The organism is Anaeromicropila herbilytica, assembly GCF_016591975.1.
GTDB lineage: Bacteria > Bacillota > Clostridia > Lachnospirales > Lachnospiraceae > Anaeromicropila > Anaeromicropila herbilytica.
The window spans coordinates 1,828,117-1,851,720 of sequence record NZ_AP024169.1 but is presented as its reverse complement, the minus strand read 5'-3'; the positions used below and the strand labels follow the sequence as shown (position 1 = coordinate 1,851,720).

Here is a 23,604-nt window from a genome sequence, read left to right as displayed (position 1 = left end):
TGTTAATCACTGTACATAATATAAATTGAGAAAGGCTTTTGTATTCAAATCATTTTAGTTGGATTCAAAAAGATGAATTGTTAAAACTTATTAGAATATATTTGATAAATAGTAATTATTATAGTAAATTGTTTTCATTGAAGTTACTATAATAAAAAGATTAGATTAGAATTGTTATATATTTCATATAATATAACATTAATTTACATTTGTAAAGAGGATTTTATATTTTTCTACATCATATTTCATTCATTATACTTTTATTATCTAATATTTAGATGATGTTAAGGTCAAAACATTTGATAGATATAGCAAAACAGACAGTCCATAATAAGGCATTGTAACCTTATCCGAACTGTCTGTCTCATTTCATAATTAAAATAATAAATGTGATTTATTCTTTAACATAATTGCTCCATTAACAATCGTCGCGACACCAATAGCTACTCCTAATATAATGGAACATATTCCTAGTACAATATTGCAAATTCCTGCAGATTTCATAGATTTATAAACTTTTTCGCTCAAACGAATACCTCCTTATATTATTTTATTTAATTACACCATACTCCTTATAGTATGCATCAATTGCTGCTTTTAATGTATCATCAATGATGATATTTCCATTATAAGGCTTATTATAAAGATGTTCAACCACTTCTTCCATTGTTACAATTGCAGTTGTCATAAATCCATATTTTTCTTCAATCTCAGTTAAAGCACTCTTCGTTCCCTGACCTCTCTCCATACGATCCACCGATACAACAAGGCCCAATACATCTACATCACCTTGAGCTTTCAGAATAGGTAGTGTTTCATTAATAGAAGTTCCAGCTGTTGTTACATCCTCAATAATTACGATTTTATCATGATCTGCAATTGGACTTCCAAGTAGAATTCCAGTATCGCCATGATCTTTTACTTCTTTACGATTGGAACAATATTTCACTTCTTTATCATAGAATTCACTTATAGCCATTGAAGTAGCAACACCTAAAGGAATTCCTTTATATGCAGGGCCAAATAAGATGTCAAAATCAAATCCAAATTTAGTTTCAATAGCCTTTGCGTAGTATTCTCCTAACTTTCTTAATTGTTTTCCAGTTCTATAGAAACCAGTGTTCACAAAAAAAGGAGTCTTTCTTCCACTTTTCGTCACGAAATCTCCAAATTTTAACACGCCACAATCCACCATAAATTCAATAAATTCTTTCTTGTATTGTTCCATTTTCCTCTATCCTTTCTGAATATAAAATCTTAGGGCCACTATATTACTAAAGTATTACTTCTTAAATGCAGTTATATATCATATACATTTTCTATTTAACACACCCTATTAAGTTCTGAATATTATCGATATGATTTTTCTTAAGATATTCTTCAATTCCCTCTACCACTTCTATTGTAGCATAAGGATTATAGAAATTGGCTGTTCCAACTGATACCGCAGTAGCTCCAGCCATGATGAATTCTAGTGCATCTTCTGCATTTTGAATTCCACCCATACCGATAATTGGTAACTTAACTGCATTTGCTACCTGATACACCATTCGAACTGCGATTGGCTTTATAGCTGGACCAGATAAACCGCCTGTCTTATTCGCTAATGCAAATGCTCTTTTATTCACATCAATCTTCATTCCTGTTAAGGTATTAATCAACGAAAGTACATCTGCTCCACCAGCTTCCGCTGCTTTCGCCATCTCTGTTATATCGGTTACATTAGGACTAAGCTTCATAATGATAGGTTGTTTTGCTCTTTTCTTCATCTCTTTTGTAATCTGTTCGATTGAATTTGGATTTTGTCCAAAAGCAATACCACCTTCTTTTACATTCGGACATGAGATATTTATTTCTAAGAGATCAACTTTCTCATCAGCAAGACGTTCCACTACTTCACAATAATCTTCTGTTGTTTTACCACATACATTTACAATAATCTTCGTATCATATTTTTTTAAGAATGGGATGTCTCGTTCAACAAATACGTCAATTCCAGGATTCTGTAGACCAATTGCATTTAACATACCACCATAAGTTTCTGCGATTCTTGGTGTAGGATTTCCTTTCCAAGGAATGTTAGCAACTCCCTTGGTTACAACTGCTCCCAAGCGATTTAAATCAACAAAATCACTGTATTCTGCTCCCGAACCAAATGTTCCAGATGCTGTCATTACTGGATTATTAAGTATAACTCCGGCTAGATTCACTTTTGTATTCATTATAACTCTACCTCCAATGCATTGAAAACAGGGCCTTCTTTACAGATTCTCTTATTATCTACATTGGTATGGTGATCAACCTCTTTTGATTTACATACACAAGCAAGGCATGCTCCAATACCACAAGCCATTTTCTCTTCTAATGATAGCCAAGCAGTAATTCCATGTTCTATTGCATAGGCTTTGATTCCTCGAAGCATTGGCGTAGGACCGCATGCATAGATAACCTCAGCATCTAATCCATTTTCTTTGATTGCATCAATGACATTTCCTTTTGTTCCGACACTTCCATCTTCCGTTGAAATGTATACTTTCCCATAACTTTCAAACTCTTTCTCAAGGAATAACTCATCGCGGTATCCAAGTACTACTTGTTTCTCGCCAGTCAAATGCTTAGAAAGTTCTAACATTGGAGGAATCCCAATTCCACCACCGATTAATATAACCTTTTTTCCTTCATTATCTAACGGAAATCCATTTCCAAGTGGTCCCATCACTTCGATGGTATCACCTTTTTTCATTTTAGAAAATTCTTCTGTTCCTTTTCCAACTACTCGGTATACGAGACGAATTGCACCCACCGCTTTATCAATCTCACAAATACTAATTGGTCTTGGTAAGAGTCTGCTTCCTTCGTTACAATATAGAGAAACGAATTGACCTGGTGTTGCATTTGCTGCAATCTCCTCATCCTTAAGCCACATACTAAAAACATCGTCTGTTAACGCATCCATACTTTGAATCAGTACTGTTTTCTTCTTTGAATTCGACATCGTATTTTCTCCTAAAATGTTAATTTATAAACTTATTCAGTATTACTTACTGATTAGTCCCGCTTTGTTCTTGTAACAATATAAGTCTGTAATATAAATTAGTATCTCAATTTTTACCTAAATTGTTATCATTATAAACTATTCGCTTTGTGAATTCAAGGTATAACTTAGAAAGTATTCCTCATATATCTTAGCAAGTTATCCTCATCAAAAAGGCCAGAATGTTTAAAACAAATGTTTTTCACTCTGACCTTATCTTTCATTATTCAATTTTGCTATTTGAGTATCTCAAGCTTTAAAGTATACCAATATGTATATTGATGTATAAAAAATAGTAATTTTACATCATTCTCTTAACAATTACGAGAATACAACCTCACCATATCCCACAAAGTCCATATGCATCATACATACGTTCTTGCCGCCAAACAAATGATTCATGCCGATTGCGATATGAAAAGTTCCTGCTTTCTTCTCATCTAAGACAGTATATCCTTTTAGTTCTCCAATATTCGGATTCATACCAAGACCTAATTCACATACAATATCTCCATTTGGAGGTAGCTCATTTATGAACTCTAGCATCTGTTCTGAATTCGCATCAACAATTCTACCATTTATAATTTTAAGGATTACATCCGTTACAACAATATCAGTATCTAACCATAACTTTTCAAAATATATTGTACCATTTGTTTTCTTTTCTACTGGAGCAATGGATACTTCTCCACTAGGAAAATCTCCTTCGCCTGCATCCACGTACCACTTTCTATCTGTTAACTCCAATTTCAACTCACAATCATTCTTTGTATATATAGTTGCTTTTGTCTTGTTCTTAAGTTCACTACATTTATCTTCACATATTATCTTTAGATTATCATAATCGATATCATATGCTTTGTACATGTCGTTTATAAATAGTTCAGGGTCAATTCCTTCTTCCATCGCAAATTGCTCCGTTGGAATACGAATTTGAACGAACTTATTTTTTGACTCTAAAGCCCTAAAAAGATCTGACATATACTTTCGATAATAATTCATTTGACTATCTTCAAGTTTACTTCCTAACTGTACTGGCTGATACATGCATATATCAATCACAATATCTACCGTATCAAATATTTTAAAATAGTTTTCACTAAAACATCCTTCTTCCATCCCTTCAAATAATTTAGCATTAGCGCTTCTAGATTGATGAAGAACTAATGGAGAACCGCCTATACTCGCTACCTCACAACTAAAATTATGAAGTATCTCAAGATCAGAATCCTCTCCCCAGAAATGTAATAATACAAGTTCACTTTTTTTAATCCCAATTGCTTTAATTATCTTTTTAATGAGTCTTTGATCAAACATAACTAACCTCCGTATACAATGATTTGAATACCTTTACTTCTAACTATACTTATATCATAAACGATACTAGCCAATCACACGATATCTGCTATTCTCTCGTTCCAATAACTTATCCTCTACCATGTTCTTACGTATTGTGCAGAAATCATCATTAAAATCAGCAATAATGATGTTCACTTCTTTTTCTGTGTACTCCTTTTCCTTGTCAAAAGCCTTTAAGATCTCTTCATACACAATCCTTGCTTTTTTTCTTTGAACTGGTATCGTTATTAATTTGTCGTATTTGAAAAAATGATCTATTACTTTTTTTCGATAAATCTCTTCTCTTTCCATCTGTTCATCTACATCATCTCTATCTGCTTTCACTAATTGATATAAAGTGCTTGATAAGATGTCTGGATTGACTTCATAGATTACATAATACTGCTCTTTTCTAGAGTACACGAATCCTGCATCCATTAATTTCTTCAAATGAAACGATACCGTGGAAGGTGTAATGCTCAATCGTTCCGCTAATAATTCTACGTACATCGGTTCTTTTATTAAATTATTTAGTATTGCTAATCTCGACTTATCTGCTAAACACTTAAATAATTGCACTGCGTCTATCTGTGGCATAATAACCTCCTATCTGCTTACTGAATATAGTACTTTAGCATACTTAAAATGTTTCTATTAAAGTTAAAAATCATATTTATCATTCGATACAAGAGAGAAATAATTCCTTAATCTCCTTAGCAGTCGCTAATTTAACTTCTTCTACATAATATACTTCTACCATTTCTCTTTCTTTTGCTTTTTGATAATTATCCGCCCAGTTCTTAGGTATCTTATCAAATGTTAATAAATATTCTTTCGTAAAACACTCCCTCTCATCCAAATTAGGATTTCCTGCTTTCATTTGAAGCACTTTCTTTTGAGTTGCCGAAAACAAAGTCTGAAATATTTCATAGATATTTATTTTTATGATTTCAAGCTTTGCTTCATCGTAACATTCATCCTCTCTTAGTTTCTTCGAATTGATGGTACAGTTTTGAATTCGTTCTTTTAATTTTTTTAAAAAGTTTTGTTTTAATTCTTCCATAATCCAATCTCCTTAATATTCCATTTACTATATTACTTATTATATATATCTATTTACTGTTTGTCAATCTGTTTTTATATATATCGAACTAATTATTGTTATTTTATTTTTATACAATGTGTTTGGACTGCAATTTATCTATCTTATCATAAATTACTCTATAAAGAGCAATAAAAAAGATGTTAACTTTTAGATAAACTTAAGTTAACATCTTTTTTTAATTCTTTATGATACGAGTTATTTATCTAACCCTCTATAATTGTTACATTTTTGGCATGTGCATTTGTTTTAACATGTAATGTAAACGTTTTTACTTATCATAGCCTTCAATTATAATTGAAACATCTTCGTTATTTTTTCTAATTGATCCGCTAATTCTTTCGTTTCATGAACCATTCCTGTTACTTCATTTGTTGACATAACAACACTTGTTGTCTTATCCGCAATGTCAGTTACTCCATTCGTTGCTTCACCCATTGTTGTATTAATTCCTGAGATGGCCATTGCTATTTCTGCGGAAGAATTTTGTAATGCAGTTGCTAAATAATTAATATCGTTCATCGACATTTGAAGTGCATTTGCATCTGAACTATATTTAACACTAACATCAACAAATCCATTATAATCATCCATTACTTTCTTATCAAGGAAGTCTAGGGTTACTTTTAAACAATCACTCATATTGCTTACTGCTTGGTGTACTTCTGTTACAATTTGAAGAATGTTATTAACCGTAGCTGATGATTGGTTTGCTAGATTTCCTATCTCACTTGCAACAACAGCAAAACCTCTACCTGATTCACCAGCTCTAGCAGCTTCAATCGAAGCATTTAAAGATAATAGACTAGTTTGTTCAGCAATCTCTTGAATTGTGCTAGATAGTACATTAATTTTATTTACTGCTTTTGATTGTTCCATAGCCTCTTCCGTTTTTTCTTTTACGGAATTATACATCTGAATCGTTTCATCTTTAGCAGAAAGTGAATTGACATGTAATTTTTCTGCACGTTCCATGATTTCTTTTGCCATATCAAGGCCATTCACAGATTTTTGATTGATATCATCAGCGCCTGACTTGATATGACTAACATTACTATCAATGGTTTCAATGGTAGCTGATGTCTCTTCCATACTGGCTGCTAATTCTTCGCTAGTTGCAGAATTATCAGTACATGCTTCATCAATTGTTTTTGTCAAGGTTGTTAAACTGTCCGCATTGACAACCAGTTTGTCTGCGGCTTCTTCTAGTTTGACTACCATATCTCGCAATCCATCTTGCATCTTAACCGTCATACGGCTGATATCACCAGTTTCATCTTTTCGAAGGATTAGATTATCTAACGTGGAATCCTTTGAGAAATCTAATTCCGATGTTTTCTTCACAACTTTTGTTAAATTAATAATTGGATTAATGATAGTAGACGCAAATATGTATCCTATCACACTTAAAATTAGGATTGCGATGACAGCTGAACCAATGGAGTAACTTGTTATATCTCTAATTGGAGATAAAATATCTGTCTTTTCCGCTGTAACAATTAACATCCAATGAGTCTTTTCAGATATGGAATAACTTGCATATTTTTCTACACCATCTGTACTCTTATATTCTCTGATGTCTGATTGTTTATAATTTCCACTCTTAATTGCCTTACTAAGCTCAACTACTAGTGAATTATCAGATACCACTCCAATACGAGCAGTATCTGGATTATATAAGATCTTGCCATTCTCATCAACTAAGAATAAGAAACTACTATCTACATTTTTAATTCGAACTTTTGATAATATATTCGTAAGTTCCTCCGTTGATAACGTATCCTGTCCAGATGCTTCTACTGATTTATCTAATAGGGCCATGTAAGAAGTTGCTAGATCATACATATTACTTTGTATTGCAGTCTCAATTTCTGATCTACTTTTTGGAATCGTATTGATTAATACAATTGCTACTGCAAATATAACACCTGCAACCACTAAAGCTATTATCTTAGTTCGAATGGAGTGCATGAAGTTCATTTGCTTTTTATCTTTGCCTTTTTTGGCTATTTCTAACTCCTTATTCATTGGATTCATATAATCTCCCTCCTATATGAAAAATAATTATATTGTAATTATACTACTCAATTATTTTACTCCTTTTATGACGTGATTGGAAGATTTATATTATGTTTTGTAATTCTTTGTCGAATCCGTATATCATTTAAATAAGTTGCTTATTATTTTGAAATACCTTATCAGAATAAAAATCTACTTATTGCTACTTAATAGGCAAAATGTACGAACTTTGATAATTTAATCAAGAGATTCTATCTCTAATTGCAACTGATCCCATTCTTCCATATAAGCTAACAATTCTTCCTCTTCTTTGGATATATTTTTATGAATTTCATCTAGCTTGATATAATCCGAAGCATAATCGGAATTACTTAGATCGTTATTAAGATATTCTATTCTATCCTCGCACTCCTTAATTAGCTCTTCTATCTTCTTAATCTTTCTTTCCTTTTTTGCCTTTTCTTTTCCTGGATTATTCCTATATTTCTCTTTTGCACTATTAATATCAGATAATTGATTGACACCGGTATTCTCATTCGAGAAATCATCCATTCCCTCTTTTCTCTTTGCAATATCCTCCATATATTCTTCATATCCATATGGATAATATTTCACTTCACCTTGTTCAAATACAAGTAAATGATCTGCCACCTCTTTTATAAAATATCGATCATGTGATACAAAGAGTACAGTTCCTGTATAAGCTTTTAACATTGCTTCTAATGCTTCTTTACCAACAATATCCATATGGTTGGTTGGCTCATCTAATATCAAAAAGTTAGGTCTTCTCTTAAATATTCTACAAAGAGCAAGGCGTACCTTCTCTCCACCAGATAACATGCTAACTTTCTTGAATACTTCGTCCTGTGAGAATAAAAAAGCACCCAAATCACTACGAATCTCCTGTTGCATTAGATTCGGGAACTCATCCCAATAATCGTCTAGTACCGTCTTTTCACTTGTATATTGAGCCATTTGTTGATCAAAATAACCAATCTGAACATGAACTCCGAAGGAGAAATCCCCACCAAGTGGATCTAATTGTTTCACCAAAGTCTTCAAAAATGTTGATTTTCCTAGGCCATTTCCACCTAAGATACCAACTTTCTTGCCTTTTTTTATATCAATTGAGACCTTAGATAACACATTATCATAACCAATCTCTAGATTACGAACTGACAACACATCATTTCCAGTCTCTTCCCTTGGCATAAAGGAAGCGTGAAATGCCTTTAAATCATATCGATCTGGTGCTTCTATCTTATCCATATGTTCAATTTGTTTTAATTTAGAACGTGTCATCGCTACCTTAGTTGGTGTATTCTTGTACTTTTCAACTATCGTATTTAATCGTTCTATCTCCTTTTGCTGAGCAGTATAATCCTTTAGCTGCTTCTCCCAGTTTTCTCTCTTTCTATTAACAAAATCAGTATAATTTCCAGGATAACGTTTTGAAGTTTTATATTCGATTTCATACACAACATCTACGACTTTGTCTAGAAACATACGATCATGTGAGACAATAACAACTGCTCTCTTGTAACTTTTTAGATATTCCTCTAGCCATTCCACTGTTGATACATCTAAATGGTTGGTCGGTTCGTCTAGTAATAAAATATCTGGTTTACTTAGTAATAGTTTAATAAAAGCAATCTTGGTTCTCTGTCCCCCTGAAAAATCGGATAATGGCTTCTTTTTATCATCCTCTGTAAATCCAAACTTCTTTATAACAACCTCATATTCCTTTTCAAAATAATAACCTCCAAGATAATTAAAACGCTCCTCAAGATTGGTATACGCCTGAATATTTTGCTCTGAGTTATCCTGTTCCATAATATGAACCAATTGTTCCATCTTTGCTTTCATATCAAGAATTGTTTGAAAAGCTTTTCTTACTTCTCTCTCCATGGAGATCGTATCATCTTCAAACGCTGTCTGCTTTAAATATCCAATCTCAGGCTTCCCAGCTTTCGCAATATAGATATCCTCATCGCTATCCCTTTTTGATAAATCAACCTCACCTGCGATTAGCTTTAAGAGTGTGGTCTTCCCACCTCCATTTCTTCCAACAACCGCGATTTTTTCTGTATCTCTAATTTCAAAATTAATATTTTCTAAAATGGTTTCCGCACCAAATCTTACGGCTCCATTATTTATTTTATATAACATGTCCTTCTCCTTCATTGCTAAATAAGATTCCAATATAATGTTCTGACCTTATCTTATAGTAGTTTTCTTAATTATAGCATAATTTGTCATCTTCAAATAGTACAAAAAATTATTATACTTGTTTGTGACACTAAAAGGAATTGAAAAAGCTGCACTCTTATCTCTTAAAGATAAGAATACAGCTTTTTATAAAGTCAGTTCAATAAATTACTTATTAGCAAAAATAGACTGATACAAATCTTCCTTCATATCAATAACCGCTTGTCTTGAAGCATCCGCAAAATTAGTTTCGCCAAATTGCTGATATTGTGGTTGCTTGTATGCAGCTATGATTCCTCTTGATGAGTTAATGATTGCGCCTAGTCCATCCTTATTAAAGTATGGAGCAAGATCAGAGGCTTTCCCTCCTTGGGCTCCATATCCAGGAACTAAGATATAAGACTTCGGCATAATACGCCTTAATACTTTTCCCATCTCAGGGTAAGTTGCACCAACAACAGCTCCAATGTAGCTATAAGAATCACCCATATGAGCCTCGCCCCATTCAGCTACTTTTCGTCCAACCAATTCATATAAAGGTCTTCCATCTACTAATTGATCTTGGAACTCTCCACTTGAAGGATTCGATGTCTTAACTAAGATAAACATCCCTTTCTTTTCTTCTTTGCATACATCTAAGAATGGATGAATTCCGTCAGAGCCTAAGTAAGGATTTACCGTAACAAAATCTTCATTGAATCCAGCAAATGTCTTGTCTCCAATCTTTACTCCACCAAGATGTCCAACTGCATAAGCGGTCGATGTTGATCCTATATCTCCTCTTTTGATATCACCGATCACTACCAGATCTTTTTCCTTACAGTAATCAACCGTCTTCTGAAATGCTATCATTCCCTCTATTCCGAATTGCTCATACATAGCAATCTGAGGTTTTACTGCAGGTATTAAATCATAAGTAGCATCAATGATATCTTTATTATATTGCCAAATTGCTTCTGCTACACCTTTTAGATTTTCTCCGAATTCTGCATATGCCTTTTTTGTGATGTGATCAGGAATATAAGATAACATTGGGTCTAAACCTACTACGATTGGTGCTTTTAACTGTTCTATTTTATTAATTAATTTATTTATCATACTTGCTCCTATCTCCTTCTTATATGATTTTACTTTTTCTATTTTAATGATGTTAGATGGAAAGGCTTTTGACCCCAACTCATTTAATTTAACCTTACTGAAAAGGATATACTACCTTTCCACCAACTATCGTTGTTATAATCTTTCCTCTAACTTTCTTCCCATGAAAAGGTGTATTCTTACCCTTTGATGCAAATTCATCTTTATTTATCTTATATTCAGCGTCAATATCTGCTATTACGATATCTGCTATTTTACCTTCTTCTAGAGACCCTTTATCTACTCCAATAATCTTTGCTGGATTATAACTTAACTTCTCCACTAATTGCATTGGAGTTAGATATCCTTGATTCACTAATTCTGTTACTGTAAGTGCAAATGCTGTCTCAAGTCCAACAATACCAAAGGGAGCTTCACTTATCGATAATCTCTTTTCTTCCTCCCCATGAGGAGCATGGTCTGTTGCTATCACATCCATGATATTATCTCTTAATCCTGCTTTTAGAGCTTCAACATCTTCTTTGCTTCTAAGTGGTGGATTCATCTTATAGTTCGCATCATCCGAAGGAATCTCATCATCTGTCATAGTAAAATGATGTGGACATACTTCTGCGGACACTTTTAGATTCGCGTCTTTTGCCATTTTTACAAATGTAACGCTATCCTTTGTTGAGCAATGGCATAAATGAAGTCTTGCTCCCGTTTCTTTTGCAAGTAAAATATCTCTCGCTACAATAACATCTTCTACCGCATTGCTAATACCAACTAGTCCTAATTCTTTTGATTTCTTACCTTCATTCATTGCACCATTACCAACTAGACTCTTATCTTCACAATGTGCAAGTACTGGAATATCAGCTTCCTTTGCTAATCTCATGGCTTCTCGATAGATTTTCGTATCCATTACTGATTTACCATCTTCACTAATAGCCTTCATTCCTGACTTTTTCATCCCTAGTATATCATTCAATTGGTTTCCTGTTTGATCCTTTGTAATTGCACCTACTGGAAGAATATTGACGATAGAATCTTCCTTCGCCTTATATAGAAGGTATTCAATCATATACTTATTATCGATGGCAGGTTTGGTATTTGGCATAGGACAGATTGTGGTAAATCCACCTTTCGCTGCTGCCATTGCACCTGACTTAATCGTTTCTTTATATTCAAGTCCTGGTTCCCTTAGATGCACATGCAAATCGATAAATCCTGGCATAACATATTGATTGCTTGCATCAATAACAACGCAACTCTCTTTCCCAACTTTAGAGGTAATTGCATTCTCATCAATCTTTGCTTCAACTTTCATAATTCGATCGTCTTCTAATAGAATATCATAGATACCGTCCCTACCAGACGCTGGATCAATAACATGTCCATTTTTAATTATCGTAATCAAAATATTCCTGCCTTTCTAGCTAGTTATAGCAATTTTTATAATAATTTCTTCTCCTATTCTATGCTAGATTGAATAAATTATCAAGATACAACCTTTTTTCTATAGAAAAAGACTAGGTTAAAATTATTCTTTCTTAATTCTCTCCTAGCCCTATTTATGTTTTTATTATGTTTTTTTATTATTCTTTTACTAATACCATAGCTGATAATTTATTTACTACCACTTTTCCACTTGTAATCGTTTCAATACACTCATTTCCTGCTACTTGATCGTTCACATACAGATTCCAACTACCATTTGGAATATTCATTGTAACTGGTTCTTCATTTGCATTATATATAACAAGTAGTGAATCTTGATTATTATCACTGCTATTTATGATAAATTGAATTACATTTTTTGTATCCTCGTTCATAAATGCAATTTTTTCTCTAACCTCGTTAGCAGTTGTCATTCTTAATGCCTTATGCATCTTACGAAATGAGATTAATCCTTTATAATACTCAAATACTTCAATATACTTCTGTTTATTAATCCACTTGATACTATTTATGGAATCACTTGATATATAACTATTATCATCAAATGTACCATCTTCTCTAACCTTACTCCTTAGAATCTCTTCCCCTGCTTGAAAAAATGGAATGCCTTGAGAAGTAAATACAATTGCTGCGACTAATTTATTTCTTCGAATACGATCTTCTATACTATCATCTGGGCATGTCAATGCAAGCTTATCCCATAATGTATAATTATCATGCGCAGATACGTAATTGATACTTTGTGTAGGGTTCATTGTCCATGCATCGTCACATTTTACTTGTGGATGAGTGATAGAACCAACGACACCACACTTTATGGATTCTTCTAAGTGCTCTGCTCCATTTACATATCCACTATCGTTATCATTGAATACACTTCCCTTAATATTGTCTCGAATACGATCGTTGAACATTGCAATTGAAGGCACTTTAGATGCATTATCTATAATTGCTCTTTCTTCTTCATTAAGAGCTGATTCGCCACCATTCCATCCTTCTCCATATAGTAGAATAGAAGGATCTATTTTATCAACAGCTAATCTAATTTCATTCATAGTATCGCAGTCCAGTACTCCCATTAGGTCAAAGCGAAATCCATCAATATGGTATTCTTTTGCCCAATAAATTACAGAATCTACAATATATTTTCTTACCATCTTTCTCTCAGAAGCAATTTCATTCCCGCAACCAGAACCGTCCGTATATATTCCATCCTGCCTGCGATAAAAATAATGTGGAACTATCTTATTAAAATCTGAATCTTCTGTTTCAAAGGTATGATTATATACAACGTCCATTACCACTCGAATATGATTCTCATGTAATATCTGTATCATTTTCTTTAATTCCTTTACCCTAACCTCACCTGAATAAGGATTGGTTGCATAGGAACCTTCTGGCACATTATAGTTCTGTGGGTCATATCCCCAATTGAATTGTTTCTTAGATAGATTATCTTCATCAACTGTTGCATAATCATAAATTGGAAGCAGATGCAGATGAGTAATACCTAATTCTTTGATATGATCTAAACCTGTAGATAGACCTTCCTCACTTTTCGTACCTGTTTCTGTTAAACCTAAGAATTTACCAACATTATTAATATTAGAATTCGGATCACTTGATATATCTCTCACATGTAATTCATAGATCACTGCATCTGTGACTTGTTCAAAAACAGGTTTCTCATCTTCGTACCATCCTTCTGGATTGGTGCTTTTAAGGTCAATTACCATCGCCCTATGTCCATTCACGCCTGTTGTTCTTGCGTATGGATCCACTGCTTCCTTCATTTCACCATTTATGGTGATTAGATATGTATAATACACCCCAACAAGGTCTTCTTTTACTTCTATTACCCAAGTTCCTTCTTGATCTTTTGTCATTGGAATTGACTTTATCAAATTATCTTTCGATCCCTCACGATACAGATTAATCTGAACTAACTCGGCAGTTGGTGCCCATATACGAAATCTAGCTTTCTCTTTGGTATAGGTACACCCAAGATCCTCTCCGCTATAATATTGATTCTTCTCAATATCCATTAATTCTTTCTCTTGATTATCAGTATACATTATTTGTTTTTTTTGATTATACATAAAATCCTACCCTTCCACTCGATGTATTGAATACTATCCTAGTATCTACTATTCTAGTAATTACTATCCTATGAGTTGACCGACAAATGACCTGTTTCAAAATCTTGCCTGGCAATTTGCACAAAACAGAAAAAATGAATGCGCCTTTGAATATGTATTAGAAGATCTTGTTCTCGGATCATTTTGTGTTATATGCTAAGACAGATCTGTCTGAACGAAGGGAGTTATCTGTCCTAGCATATGTTTTACACAAAATAATCTGAGAACTAGAACTTCTTATACATACTCAATGAAGCATGAGTTTTTCTGTTTTGTGCAAATTGCCTAGACTGTCTCCCAAACAGGTCATTTGTCGGGCAACTCATTCTATTCATTACCATCCTATTGGCCTAACTATTTATTGATTCATTATAGCATAGAAAGGCGATTGATTAAAGATATTTTTTCGAATATTTTCGAAGTTTTCATTAAATAGTAATATTATGTAAGCATAATAAATATAAAAACACCATTCAGCTACTACTAATATCTAAGTAGTGGTTGAATGGTGCTCAATATTACTATTAAAATATTTTAATAACTCAAGTTGAATAAATAGAATAGACTATTTCTTATCTACAGCTTTAATCAATCGAAAGATCTGCTCCGTTGTCAGTATAAGATTTTTCTCTGCGTTTTCTATATCCATTGCTTCCTCAAGGCTAATCGGTGAATTAACAATTGAAAAGTACGCATCAATCCCGTATTCATTACATTTACCTGCCTTATCTGATACACTACCAGCAAGGGCAATCACTTTAGCACCATATTTCTTTGCTAATTTTGCAATCCCAATTGGAGCTTTTCCCATTGCTGTCTGGTCATCTAATTGTCCTTCCCCTGTAATTACATAATCTGCATGTTCTAACTCTTTTTCTAATCCAGTCAGCTCTAAGATTATCTCTATTCCAGGCTCCAATGTAGCATTTAAGAAAGATAAAAATGCATATCCTAAACCGCCTGCAGCACCAGCGCCATATACCATTTCATTTTTACTTCCAAATGTTTTTGTTACTATTTCTGAAAAATGTATCAGTCCATCATTCAATATTTTTACATCCTCTATTGAAGCACCTTTTTGTGGTCCATAGATATATGCAGCACCATTTTCACCATATAACGGATTTGTTACATCACAAGCGATTTTAAAAGTACAGTCTTTTACTTCTGGCAAGACATGATCTGACTTTATATATTCAATCTGGCTCAATGCTTTTCCTCTATAACTTACAAGCTTATAATTCTTATCTAAGAATTCATATCCTAACGCAGAGAGCATTCCGATCCCTGCATCACAAGTTGCACTTCCACCAATACCAATAATAAAATTCCGTCCACCTCGCTTAATTGCATGATAAATTACTTCTCCAACTCCATATGTTGTAGTAATCATAGGATTTCTAAGATGTTTGGGCACAAGGGGTAACCCTGCTGCATTTGCCATCTCAATAACAACAGTATGACTTTCTTCAATATAACTATATTGACAGACTCTTTCTTCTAATAATGGCCCATGAACCTTTACCGATTGATAGACTCCTCTCATGCCTTCCACAAGTGCTTCAACAGTACCTTCTCCTCCATCTGCGAGAGGCTTTATAACAACATCTGCATTACATACATTTAGAATTCCTTTTTTAACCGCTTCACCTGCTCTTATTGAGCTTAAACTTCCCTTCAATGAATCCATAGCTACTACTATCTTCACTAATCGTCCCATTCCTTTCTTTTTGTACTTAACAGAATTAAATATTCATACGAATGTATCCATTACTATATTATACCAAAAATAGCAATTACTCAGTCATTTTTACCTAAAGTAATTGCTATTTTTATTTTTTTTATCTTTCACTAAGTGCCATCTTCCATTTTCTTTGTCGGAATTTAATAAAATAGATAAATCCTCTCGTACATTCATCCATAGTCATTGCAATCCATACGCCTTCTAAACCTAATCCTAATACCTTTCCAAATAAATAAGCGAATAATAATGCAATTGCCCAATGCCCCGTAATGCCGACAACCATTGGTGTCTTTGCATCACCAACTGCAATAAGCGCTCTTGTCATAACGATGTTTAACGCTCTTCCTATTTCTAAGAAAAATTCAATCATTAAGATTCTTCTTCCAAGTGCATGAACTTCTGGATTAGAGGTAAATGCCCCAAATACAAGATCACTATTAATCAATAATACCAAGGTCAAACCTAAACATACAGATAATGCTACCTTAACCGAATTCCATACTCTCTTCTCTATGGCATCTAATTCATATGCTCCCAGTAAATAACCCAGAACAATCTGAGATGCTTGGGCCATTGCAATTGCGTATACATAGGAAAAGTTCGCTAATATACTACAATATCCTTTTGTTGCTGTAACCATGGTACCAAAGGTATTAATAATTCCTAAGATAAAGAGCTGCGACATATTATAGGATAAACTCTCCACTCCAGATGGAAATGCAATCTTACATAATTTTCGTAGAATATGAGTCGGAAATGGCTTCATATACTGGAGTTTAAGTGGTAATGCCACTTTCTTACGATAGATATATATAATAAGCGCAAGTCCTATGATCTTACTAATAACTGTCGAAGTGGCAGAACCACTAATCCCCATCTGTGGGAATCCAAATAATCCATTGATAAGGATTGCATTTCCTATAATATTTAATACATTCATGATAACAGACACTATCATAACATGTTTCATGAAAGTAAATGTTCTCAATATCGCTGCAAAATTAAGATATAAACCTTGTACTAAGATAAATGCACCCACGATTATTAAGAAAAGTGTTGCTTCTGACAGTATCTTTGGCTCTATATTCATGAGTTCAAATAATCTTTTGTTAAGGCCTAAAACAATTATGGTAATCACAATACTGATACCAGAGATTAAGGTAAGCGACACCATACAAGTCTTTGTTGCATTTTCTTTATCATTTGCTCCCAAATACTGTGACAGTACAACTGAAGTTCCCATACTAATCATATTTAAGACTATAATCACTAGATTCATAATCTGATTTGCGTTAACAATTGCAGCTGAGGAATCCTGGGAATAGTGACTGATCATGATTTGATCCATATTACCAACCAGTAGTTGTAGTAAAAGTTCAATAAAGATTGGGATAGACATTCTAAATAGGTTGCGGTTTGTATTCATCTTTTGAATGTTAAGCTTTTGTTCCATGTTAGTTCCTCTTCTATCTGTTTTATCCTATCAAATAACTGATAGCCATTACTTTACATTTTAATTTATTCAATAATAATTTCAATATATTTTCATTATATCTTCAATAATCATTCATGTATTATAATAAATAAAATAGGAAAGAACAATGGATTACTTTATCCGAATGTAACGATTAAGATTTCAAATCAAATGGCATATCCTCAACGCTGTCACTTAAATATACTTCTTGATATGTACCAAGTTGGGTATTATATTCGATTGAATTCCTTGTATTCTCTTTTTGGCTATTCTCTATTCCACTATCTTGATTCTTAGTTGATTTGTGTACCCTTTTTTCTTCCTTACTTTTTTCAGGAAGGCCTTGATACTTATCTGTTTTTTTATACTCTTTTACCGCCTCTTGAACTGCATTAATCATAGCTTCCTTATCCGGATCTTCTTTGCTAATACTACCTAATTCCATCGATATGACATCTTCCACTTCTTCTTTTGAGCTACAATTTTTCAGATGATTTTCTACTGCTTGACGCTTATACTGCAATTTAATTGCTTTCATGTAAGTTACAGGATCTGTTTCTCGTAGAAAATTAAGCTCTGCAGCTGTTAGTTTTTTACCGGCTTGCACTTTTTGACATATCTTTTGCGCATATGCTTGTTTTTTTTGCTCCATTGCTACTTTTTCTTCTTCATTTTTGGCAAATACGTTATTTATAATATCTACAGCGGATTTTTGATTTATATTTAATGATTGTACTTGATTTAGTTTCATAATTCCTCCATATGTCATCCAATATTTACTAACTTCTAAATAAGTTATCGGATAAATAAGAAATTATTTTATACTTATACAATAAAATAGTAATTTTTCACTTTCAGCCTTCCATATTATTCATACTAGAATACTTTTAAATCATAAAACTTCTTATTTCATCATATTGCACAGAGTTCTTTTCTTTCCATAGGTTGTAGTATTATGTATTTCCATCGATTCTGCTAGGATTTATCTTAAACCGTTTATTCTCATATTTAATTCCAATGTTTAGCTTCTGGATACATTGTCTTTATATGCTCTATAATTTGATTCTGTAGTTCTTGTTCATGATAGTCTTTTTGCAACATGAATAAGAGAATCGTACATTCATCCTTATCATACTCAATTTCGATTTTACCAATCACATTGTCATTCACCATAATAAAATAACACTCATAACCTTCTAACATTAATTTTGTTTCAATTGGCATCTCACCTTTTTGGTGTTGCGTAATTGTAACATAATTAGATAGACTTTCTTCCTCCATTCGTTTCATATCTCTTAAACCAACCTGCTTTAACTTTATAGCTTCCATTTTCATACCACCATTTCTTTCTAATACTTCCATCTCTCATATCCTCCTGATTAAATTATATTTTTATCTATTATAAAAGGTTCATAAATTGTAACGATTTGGGGTTATCGCAAAATTGCTTGTATTTCGAAAATTTAGAGCAATTTTCTATAAAATAAAACCGCACAAAACATAATCTTTATTATGTCTCATGCGGTTCATTGCTTTTAGCAATTTATATACAAGTGCTATCTTCATTACATATACACTATCCGCACAGACATAAGACCTATTCGCTTACTTCTGTGCTATAGACAGCTATAAGCTAAATACGTCTCCATGAAAAAATATTAAACGAATAATGTAAATGTAATAACATCATAGTACCTTCCTTTTCATTTTTTCCAAGGATAACATATGCTTCTAGAAAAATCAAGTATTTTTTATAAATTCATATTATAAACGACAAATTACCTGAATATCCTCTTTTAATTTCTTTTATTGTGTGAACAATTTAAAAAATAAAGTCAATTTGCACAATTAGATTCTATTACTTACCTTGGATAATCTAGTATATATTATCAAATTATATGAATATAATTTATTTGTTATACAAATATATATAATGATTTATTAAAGATAAGGAGCCTTCTATGAACGATAAAACAAATTTTGTCGATAATCCAAAATCATATTGGTTGAATATGCCTCCTCATACTAGCTATCCAACGTTAAGTGAAGATATTGACGTTGATGTAGCTATTGTTGGTGGCGGAATTACTGGAATTACTACTGCCTATTTTCTAAATAAACAAGGACTAAAAGTAGTAATCCTTGAAGCTGATCGAATCTTGCATGGCACGACAGGACATACCACCGCAAAGATAACGTCGCAACACGGATTAATATATAACAAAATAAAAAACAAAATCAGTGAAGAACTTGCAAGACAATATGCAGATGCTAATGAAAGTGCAATTCGAACAATAGAAAATATAATGAAAGATCATAACATAGAATGTGATTTTTACGAGCAATCTGCTTATGTATATACCCAACAAGATAATTATATAGATAGAATCCAAAGCGAAGCGTCCTTCGCTTCTTCACTTGGTATTAAAGCAACTTTTATCAATAAGATTCCATTACCGATTGATATTAAAGCAGCTGTAAGATTTGAAAAACAAGCACAATTTCACCCTTTAAAATTTTTATACCCTCTGGCGGATGAATTCACAAAATATGGTGGTAAAATATATGAACAAAGTAGGGTTGTGAACCTTGAACAGCATAGTACTTACACTCTTATGACTAGTAATATGAAAAAGGTAAATGCGAGACAAGTAATTATTGCATCCCATTATCCTTTCTATAACAAACATGGCCTATACTTCTCACGAATTTATCCAGAACGATCTTATGTGGTTGCTATTACAGCAAAAGATAATTATCCTGGCGGTATGTATATAACCGCGGAAGAACCAGGTATATCCTTCCGTAGTCAGATATCAGATCAAGGAGAATTAATCTTTGTTGGTGGTGAACACCACAAAACAGGTCAAGGCGAAGAAACCACTCATCATTATGATACATTACTGAATGTGGCCAAAGAAACCTTTACTGTTCAGGATGTTCCATATCGTTGGTCAACACAGGATTGTATGACAATTGATAATATACCTTATGTCGGACATTTGACATCAAATACACCAAATCTTTACATTGCTACTGGTTATGGTAAATGGGGCATGACGAATAGCGTGGCGTCTGCAATGATACTAAAAGATTTAATTGTAAACGGGAAAAGTGAGTGGCAAGATGTATATACCCCTTCCAGACATACAATATCAGCTTCTACGAAGAACTTCGTTGTAGAAAATATTAATGTTGCGAAAGAGTTAATCAAAGGTAAATTCGGACCACTTCCTACTAATATTGATATAGAAGTTGGGGAAGGTAAGATAACTGAACTGAATGGTCATAGAGCTGGTATCTATAAAGATGAGACTGGCGACCTGCATGTTGTCAATACCACGTGCCCTCATATGGGATGTGAAATCAATTGGAATGCAGCAGAAAAAACATGGGACTGCCCATGTCACGGTTCTAGATTCTCCTATACTGGTGAAGTAATTGAAGGTCCTACCGTGAAACCACTCGATATGAATAACGATGTAAGCACCATTCAGAAATTATTTAAAGACGATTTTTAATCTATAGAAATTACAATATTATAAATATAAGTTTAGTTATCATTCAATTGATAACCTCTGACTATTTAATTAAGTATTCAAATAAATATTTAAATAAGTATTTATAACTTAATCTTGGCAGTAATAAAACAATAGAATACTTAATAAATTCAGGCGAAACCGTATATGAATTTATTAAGTATTCTATTAACTTTATAAATGCGAAGATACCAATTCTTCTTATATTTCAATTGAAAAAACTTGATGAGTTCTTTTTATAGTGAATCCTATAGATTTATATAAACTGACAGCATTCACATCACTTTGAACAACCCAAAGGGTTATTTCATGATTTCCTCCCCTTCTTAGCTTATTAATTCCATAGGATACCAACTCTCTTCCAATGCCTTGTCCACGATATTCCTTAGCAACTGCAATATCATCAATTTCATTTCCAGAAGCATACCCTAGGGCAATAATCTTACCCTTATCTTTTAGAACATAATATCCTTCTTTATGTAACTCCATATATTTTCTAGAAGATTCACTTGGATGAACGAAATAAGGCTTTATTCCAATACTCCTTCTAAGATCATAGAAAGCTTTACTTTTCAACCGATATACTTCTTTATACATGTTGTCCTCATATGGTCTAAAGACTAGATGATTTTCTAACCTTTCTCCTGTATACCCCATGAAAGAAGATTGAAATTTTAAAGTCATCCCTCTATCCACAACAAAGTGCTCTAAGTCTGAATCTACCTCAAAGTCAATGATAACTTGGTTTATTCCTAAATGTCTAATGTCAGCAAATATTGCTCTTATTAAGCTCGTTCCTATGCCGTGCCCTCGATATTTAGTATCAACAAATAAGGTAAAACTAGCGACCTTATCCTTATGAATGCCAGTATGTATAGCGATTGCTGCAAGATGATTATCCACCTTTACTACTCTTGCATTTTGAGGGAACTCCTTTATATTTTTGATGATGTCCTCTTTGACATATTGTGAAGCTGAACTTAATATATCTATAATGAACGGAAGCATTGTATCATTATAATTTATAATCTCCATTTAATTGACCATACCTTTCGTTTTGATGATCTATGTAGATAAAATTTTATGACTTTCTATATACTTGATAATTCTCTTTGTTCTTGAACTCAATCTCTTTTCAATCTATTTTACGATTTTCCGATTTTCCAATCTTCTAGTCTTTTAATCTCTAGTCTTTTAATTTTCTATTATCTCACAATGAACTTCAACTCTACCCTGATCTGGACATTTCATATCAAACATTGGAGCTTTTTTATTACCATAATCAAGAAGTGCTCCATTTTGTAATGCATATACAAATGGATAGATGCCATTCCATAATTCGTGGCATAGTGGAGGACACAGGTCTTCTACTATAAACTCTTCTCCTTTTTTACAATAACCGCCTCTACATTTGCTTTCTGTAATTGTGATTTTTACTTTAGCCATTCGATTACCTCCTAGTACTCATTACTATGCCATATGATTTTTATCTCAAATAAATTATTATCAAGTTCAGCACTAATTTGTCCATTCATTAATTCAACTAATTTCTTCGTAATGGATAGTCCTAACCCAGTCCCTCCAACACTTCTAGAATCATCTGCAGTATAAGTTCTATCAAATACTCGATCAATCTCAATAGTAGAACCTGATATCATATCGTTTATAAAAATAAGCGTTACCTGATTCTGTTCCTTCTTTAGTATAATCTTCATTAAGCTATTTGCATAACGTAAAGCATTTTGTATCAAATTCGTTATAATACGAACAACACTTTTCTGGTCCAACATTAAAAACGGGATATCTTCCTCTAATTCCAATATAACTTCTATCTTTTTGCTTTCAAAATCTTGATAGAAGGCAAGTAGGATTTCGCAAATAGTATTATATAGATATACCTTTTCTTTCTTTAATACATAGTCCTCTGATTCTACATTAGATAATTCATAAAAGGACTCTACCAATGTTTTCATTACTTCGCTTTTTTTACGAATAATCAAAAGATACTCCATTCGTTCCTCATCAGTAATCTTCTCATCATTAAGAACTCGAATATATCCTAGAATGGAAGTTAAAGGTGTACGCAAATCATGTGAAATATTCGCGATTTCCTTTTTCAATGCTTTTTCTCGCCTTATATGAAGTATATGATCCTTCTGATACAATTCAATGTACTCATTCATACTTGCTAACAGTTGTTCCACCTCTTTACCCGGTGCTTTTAATTTTAACCTAAGATTCATATCTGGATGATTACAGATATCCTTAAGTTGTCTTCTAGCCTTCATAATACTATAATTTTGTATAAAAAAGAGTATAGAAAAATAAGAGGTAATTATTAATATTACAATTACGATTCCTTCCATTTTCTACACTCCTTCATTCTTTATATTCTTCTTTTTCTGCTTATTATCAAAGTATCAGAAGCCTTTCTCAGTCTAATTTGTGTATATCGATGTATAGTTATAAA

Annotated in this window: 20 protein-coding genes; 1 reads left to right on the top strand and 19 read right to left on the bottom strand. The window is 32.8% G+C overall.

Annotation, left to right across the window (positions count from 1 at the left end; all coding sequences use genetic code 11):
* Window positions 1–375 precede the first annotated feature (375 nt).
* From bsdtb5_RS07840 to bsdtb5_RS07765, 16 genes are all read right to left on the bottom strand, one after another.
* Window positions 376–528, bottom strand: a complete 153-nt coding sequence (locus bsdtb5_RS07840) for a hypothetical protein (RefSeq protein ID WP_271715474.1) — start codon at window positions 526–528, stop codon at window positions 376–378.
* A 22-nt stretch (window positions 529–550) separates the two neighbouring features.
* Complete coding sequence (gene pyrE, locus bsdtb5_RS07835) at window positions 551–1,228, bottom strand: orotate phosphoribosyltransferase (protein ID WP_271715473.1); 678 nt, start codon at window positions 1,226–1,228, stop codon at window positions 551–553.
* Between the two features lie 91 nt (window positions 1,229–1,319).
* Entirely contained in the window at window positions 1,320–2,222 is a 903-nt protein-coding gene (locus bsdtb5_RS07830; protein ID WP_271715472.1) for a dihydroorotate dehydrogenase, read from the bottom strand.
* Window positions 2,222–2,995 (bottom strand): dihydroorotate dehydrogenase electron transfer subunit, encoded by a 774-nt coding sequence (locus tag bsdtb5_RS07825; protein ID WP_271715471.1) that lies wholly within the window; start codon window positions 2,993–2,995, stop codon window positions 2,222–2,224. Before bsdtb5_RS07825 ends, bsdtb5_RS07830 begins: the two co-directional genes overlap by 1 nt.
* Before the next feature lie 360 nt (window positions 2,996–3,355).
* Window positions 3,356–4,351 (bottom strand): aminopeptidase, encoded by a 996-nt coding sequence (locus bsdtb5_RS07820; protein WP_271715470.1) that lies wholly within the window; start codon window positions 4,349–4,351, stop codon window positions 3,356–3,358.
* A gap of 66 nt (window positions 4,352–4,417) precedes the next feature.
* Window positions 4,418–4,969, bottom strand: coding sequence for a DUF2087 domain-containing protein (locus bsdtb5_RS07815; protein WP_271715469.1), 552 nt, complete (start codon window positions 4,967–4,969; stop codon window positions 4,418–4,420).
* Between the two features lie 79 nt (window positions 4,970–5,048).
* Window positions 5,049–5,435, bottom strand: coding sequence for a hypothetical protein (locus bsdtb5_RS07810; RefSeq protein WP_271715468.1), 387 nt, complete (start codon window positions 5,433–5,435; stop codon window positions 5,049–5,051).
* Window positions 5,436–5,765: 330 nt separating this feature from the next.
* Window positions 5,766–7,511, bottom strand: coding sequence for a methyl-accepting chemotaxis protein (locus tag bsdtb5_RS07805; RefSeq protein WP_271715467.1), 1,746 nt, complete (start codon window positions 7,509–7,511; stop codon window positions 5,766–5,768).
* A gap of 219 nt (window positions 7,512–7,730) precedes the next feature.
* Window positions 7,731–9,662, bottom strand: coding sequence for an ABC-F family ATP-binding cassette domain-containing protein (locus tag bsdtb5_RS07800; RefSeq protein ID WP_271715466.1), 1,932 nt, complete (start codon window positions 9,660–9,662; stop codon window positions 7,731–7,733).
* Window positions 9,663–9,869: 207 nt separating this feature from the next.
* Window positions 9,870–10,799, bottom strand: a complete 930-nt coding sequence (pyrF, locus tag bsdtb5_RS07795; RefSeq protein WP_271715465.1) for an orotidine-5'-phosphate decarboxylase — start codon at window positions 10,797–10,799, stop codon at window positions 9,870–9,872.
* A gap of 94 nt (window positions 10,800–10,893) precedes the next feature.
* Entirely contained in the window at window positions 10,894–12,198 is a 1,305-nt protein-coding gene (locus bsdtb5_RS07790; RefSeq protein WP_271715464.1) for a dihydroorotase, read from the bottom strand.
* A gap of 178 nt (window positions 12,199–12,376) precedes the next feature.
* Complete coding sequence (gene pulA / locus bsdtb5_RS07785; RefSeq protein ID WP_271715463.1) at window positions 12,377–14,338, bottom strand: type I pullulanase; 1,962 nt, start codon at window positions 14,336–14,338, stop codon at window positions 12,377–12,379.
* 604 nt (window positions 14,339–14,942) lie between these two features.
* Complete coding sequence (locus bsdtb5_RS07780; RefSeq protein WP_330611971.1) at window positions 14,943–16,097, bottom strand: glycerate kinase family protein; 1,155 nt, start codon at window positions 16,095–16,097, stop codon at window positions 14,943–14,945.
* A 121-nt stretch (window positions 16,098–16,218) separates the two neighbouring features.
* Window positions 16,219–17,574, bottom strand: a complete 1,356-nt coding sequence (locus tag bsdtb5_RS07775) for an MATE family efflux transporter (RefSeq protein WP_271715462.1) — start codon at window positions 17,572–17,574, stop codon at window positions 16,219–16,221.
* A gap of 175 nt (window positions 17,575–17,749) precedes the next feature.
* Window positions 17,750–18,346, bottom strand: coding sequence for a hypothetical protein (locus bsdtb5_RS07770; RefSeq protein ID WP_271715461.1), 597 nt, complete (start codon window positions 18,344–18,346; stop codon window positions 17,750–17,752).
* 257 nt (window positions 18,347–18,603) lie between these two features.
* Window positions 18,604–18,957: a hypothetical protein gene (locus tag bsdtb5_RS07765; protein WP_271715460.1), complete on the bottom strand. Its 354-nt coding sequence runs from the start codon at window positions 18,955–18,957 to the stop codon at window positions 18,604–18,606.
* Between the two features lie 599 nt (window positions 18,958–19,556).
* On the opposite strand from bsdtb5_RS07765, the gene bsdtb5_RS07760 reads away from it, so the two are divergent.
* Window positions 19,557–21,116, top strand: a complete 1,560-nt coding sequence (locus bsdtb5_RS07760) for an FAD-dependent oxidoreductase (RefSeq protein ID WP_271715459.1) — start codon at window positions 19,557–19,559, stop codon at window positions 21,114–21,116.
* Between the two features lie 219 nt (window positions 21,117–21,335).
* Here bsdtb5_RS07760 and bsdtb5_RS07755 read toward each other — a convergent pair whose 3' ends face one another.
* The 3 genes from bsdtb5_RS07755 to bsdtb5_RS07745 form a co-directional block, all read right to left on the bottom strand.
* Window positions 21,336–22,169, bottom strand: coding sequence for a GNAT family N-acetyltransferase (locus bsdtb5_RS07755; RefSeq protein WP_271715458.1), 834 nt, complete (start codon window positions 22,167–22,169; stop codon window positions 21,336–21,338).
* 159 nt (window positions 22,170–22,328) lie between these two features.
* Complete coding sequence (locus bsdtb5_RS07750; protein WP_271715457.1) at window positions 22,329–22,580, bottom strand: TIGR04076 family protein; 252 nt, start codon at window positions 22,578–22,580, stop codon at window positions 22,329–22,331.
* A gap of 11 nt (window positions 22,581–22,591) precedes the next feature.
* Window positions 22,592–23,500, bottom strand: a complete 909-nt coding sequence (locus tag bsdtb5_RS07745; RefSeq protein WP_271715456.1) for a sensor histidine kinase — start codon at window positions 23,498–23,500, stop codon at window positions 22,592–22,594.
* Between the last annotated feature and the right edge of the window lie 104 nt (window positions 23,501–23,604).

What these genes read in the sequence shown, in the direction of transcription:
- bsdtb5_RS07760 (WP_271715459.1), top strand. Translation starts at nt 19,557, where the DNA reads ATGAACGATAAAACAAATTTTGTCGATAATCCAAAATCATATTGGTTG.
- pulA (WP_271715463.1), bottom strand. Translation starts at nt 14,338, where the DNA reads ATGTATAATCAAAAAAAACAAATAATGTATACTGATAATCAAGAGAAA.
- bsdtb5_RS07775 (WP_271715462.1), bottom strand. Translation starts at nt 17,574, where the DNA reads ATGGAACAAAAGCTTAACATTCAAAAGATGAATACAAACCGCAACCTA.
- bsdtb5_RS07815 (WP_271715469.1), bottom strand. Translation starts at nt 4,969, where the DNA reads ATGCCACAGATAGACGCAGTGCAATTATTTAAGTGTTTAGCAGATAAG.
- bsdtb5_RS07750 (WP_271715457.1), bottom strand. Translation starts at nt 22,580, where the DNA reads ATGGCTAAAGTAAAAATCACAATTACAGAAAGCAAATGTAGAGGCGGT.
- bsdtb5_RS07755 (WP_271715458.1), bottom strand. Translation starts at nt 22,169, where the DNA reads ATGGAGATTATAAATTATAATGATACAATGCTTCCGTTCATTATAGAT.
- bsdtb5_RS07770 (WP_271715461.1), bottom strand. Translation starts at nt 18,346, where the DNA reads ATGAAACTAAATCAAGTACAATCATTAAATATAAATCAAAAATCCGCT.
- pyrF (WP_271715465.1), bottom strand. Translation starts at nt 10,799, where the DNA reads ATGATAAATAAATTAATTAATAAAATAGAACAGTTAAAAGCACCAATC.
- bsdtb5_RS07805 (WP_271715467.1), bottom strand. Translation starts at nt 7,511, where the DNA reads ATGAATCCAATGAATAAGGAGTTAGAAATAGCCAAAAAAGGCAAAGAT.
- bsdtb5_RS07830 (WP_271715472.1), bottom strand. Translation starts at nt 2,222, where the DNA reads ATGAATACAAAAGTGAATCTAGCCGGAGTTATACTTAATAATCCAGTA.
- bsdtb5_RS07825 (WP_271715471.1), bottom strand. Translation starts at nt 2,995, where the DNA reads ATGTCGAATTCAAAGAAGAAAACAGTACTGATTCAAAGTATGGATGCG.
- bsdtb5_RS07780 (WP_330611971.1), bottom strand. Translation starts at nt 16,097, where the DNA reads ATGGGACGATTAGTGAAGATAGTAGTAGCTATGGATTCATTGAAGGGA.
- pyrE (WP_271715473.1), bottom strand. Translation starts at nt 1,228, where the DNA reads ATGGAACAATACAAGAAAGAATTTATTGAATTTATGGTGGATTGTGGC.
- bsdtb5_RS07765 (WP_271715460.1), bottom strand. Translation starts at nt 18,957, where the DNA reads ATGGAAGTATTAGAAAGAAATGGTGGTATGAAAATGGAAGCTATAAAG.
- bsdtb5_RS07800 (WP_271715466.1), bottom strand. Translation starts at nt 9,662, where the DNA reads ATGTTATATAAAATAAATAATGGAGCCGTAAGATTTGGTGCGGAAACC.
- bsdtb5_RS07810 (WP_271715468.1), bottom strand. Translation starts at nt 5,435, where the DNA reads ATGGAAGAATTAAAACAAAACTTTTTAAAAAAATTAAAAGAACGAATT.
- bsdtb5_RS07820 (WP_271715470.1), bottom strand. Translation starts at nt 4,351, where the DNA reads ATGTTTGATCAAAGACTCATTAAAAAGATAATTAAAGCAATTGGGATT.
- bsdtb5_RS07745 (WP_271715456.1), bottom strand. Translation starts at nt 23,500, where the DNA reads ATGGAAGGAATCGTAATTGTAATATTAATAATTACCTCTTATTTTTCT.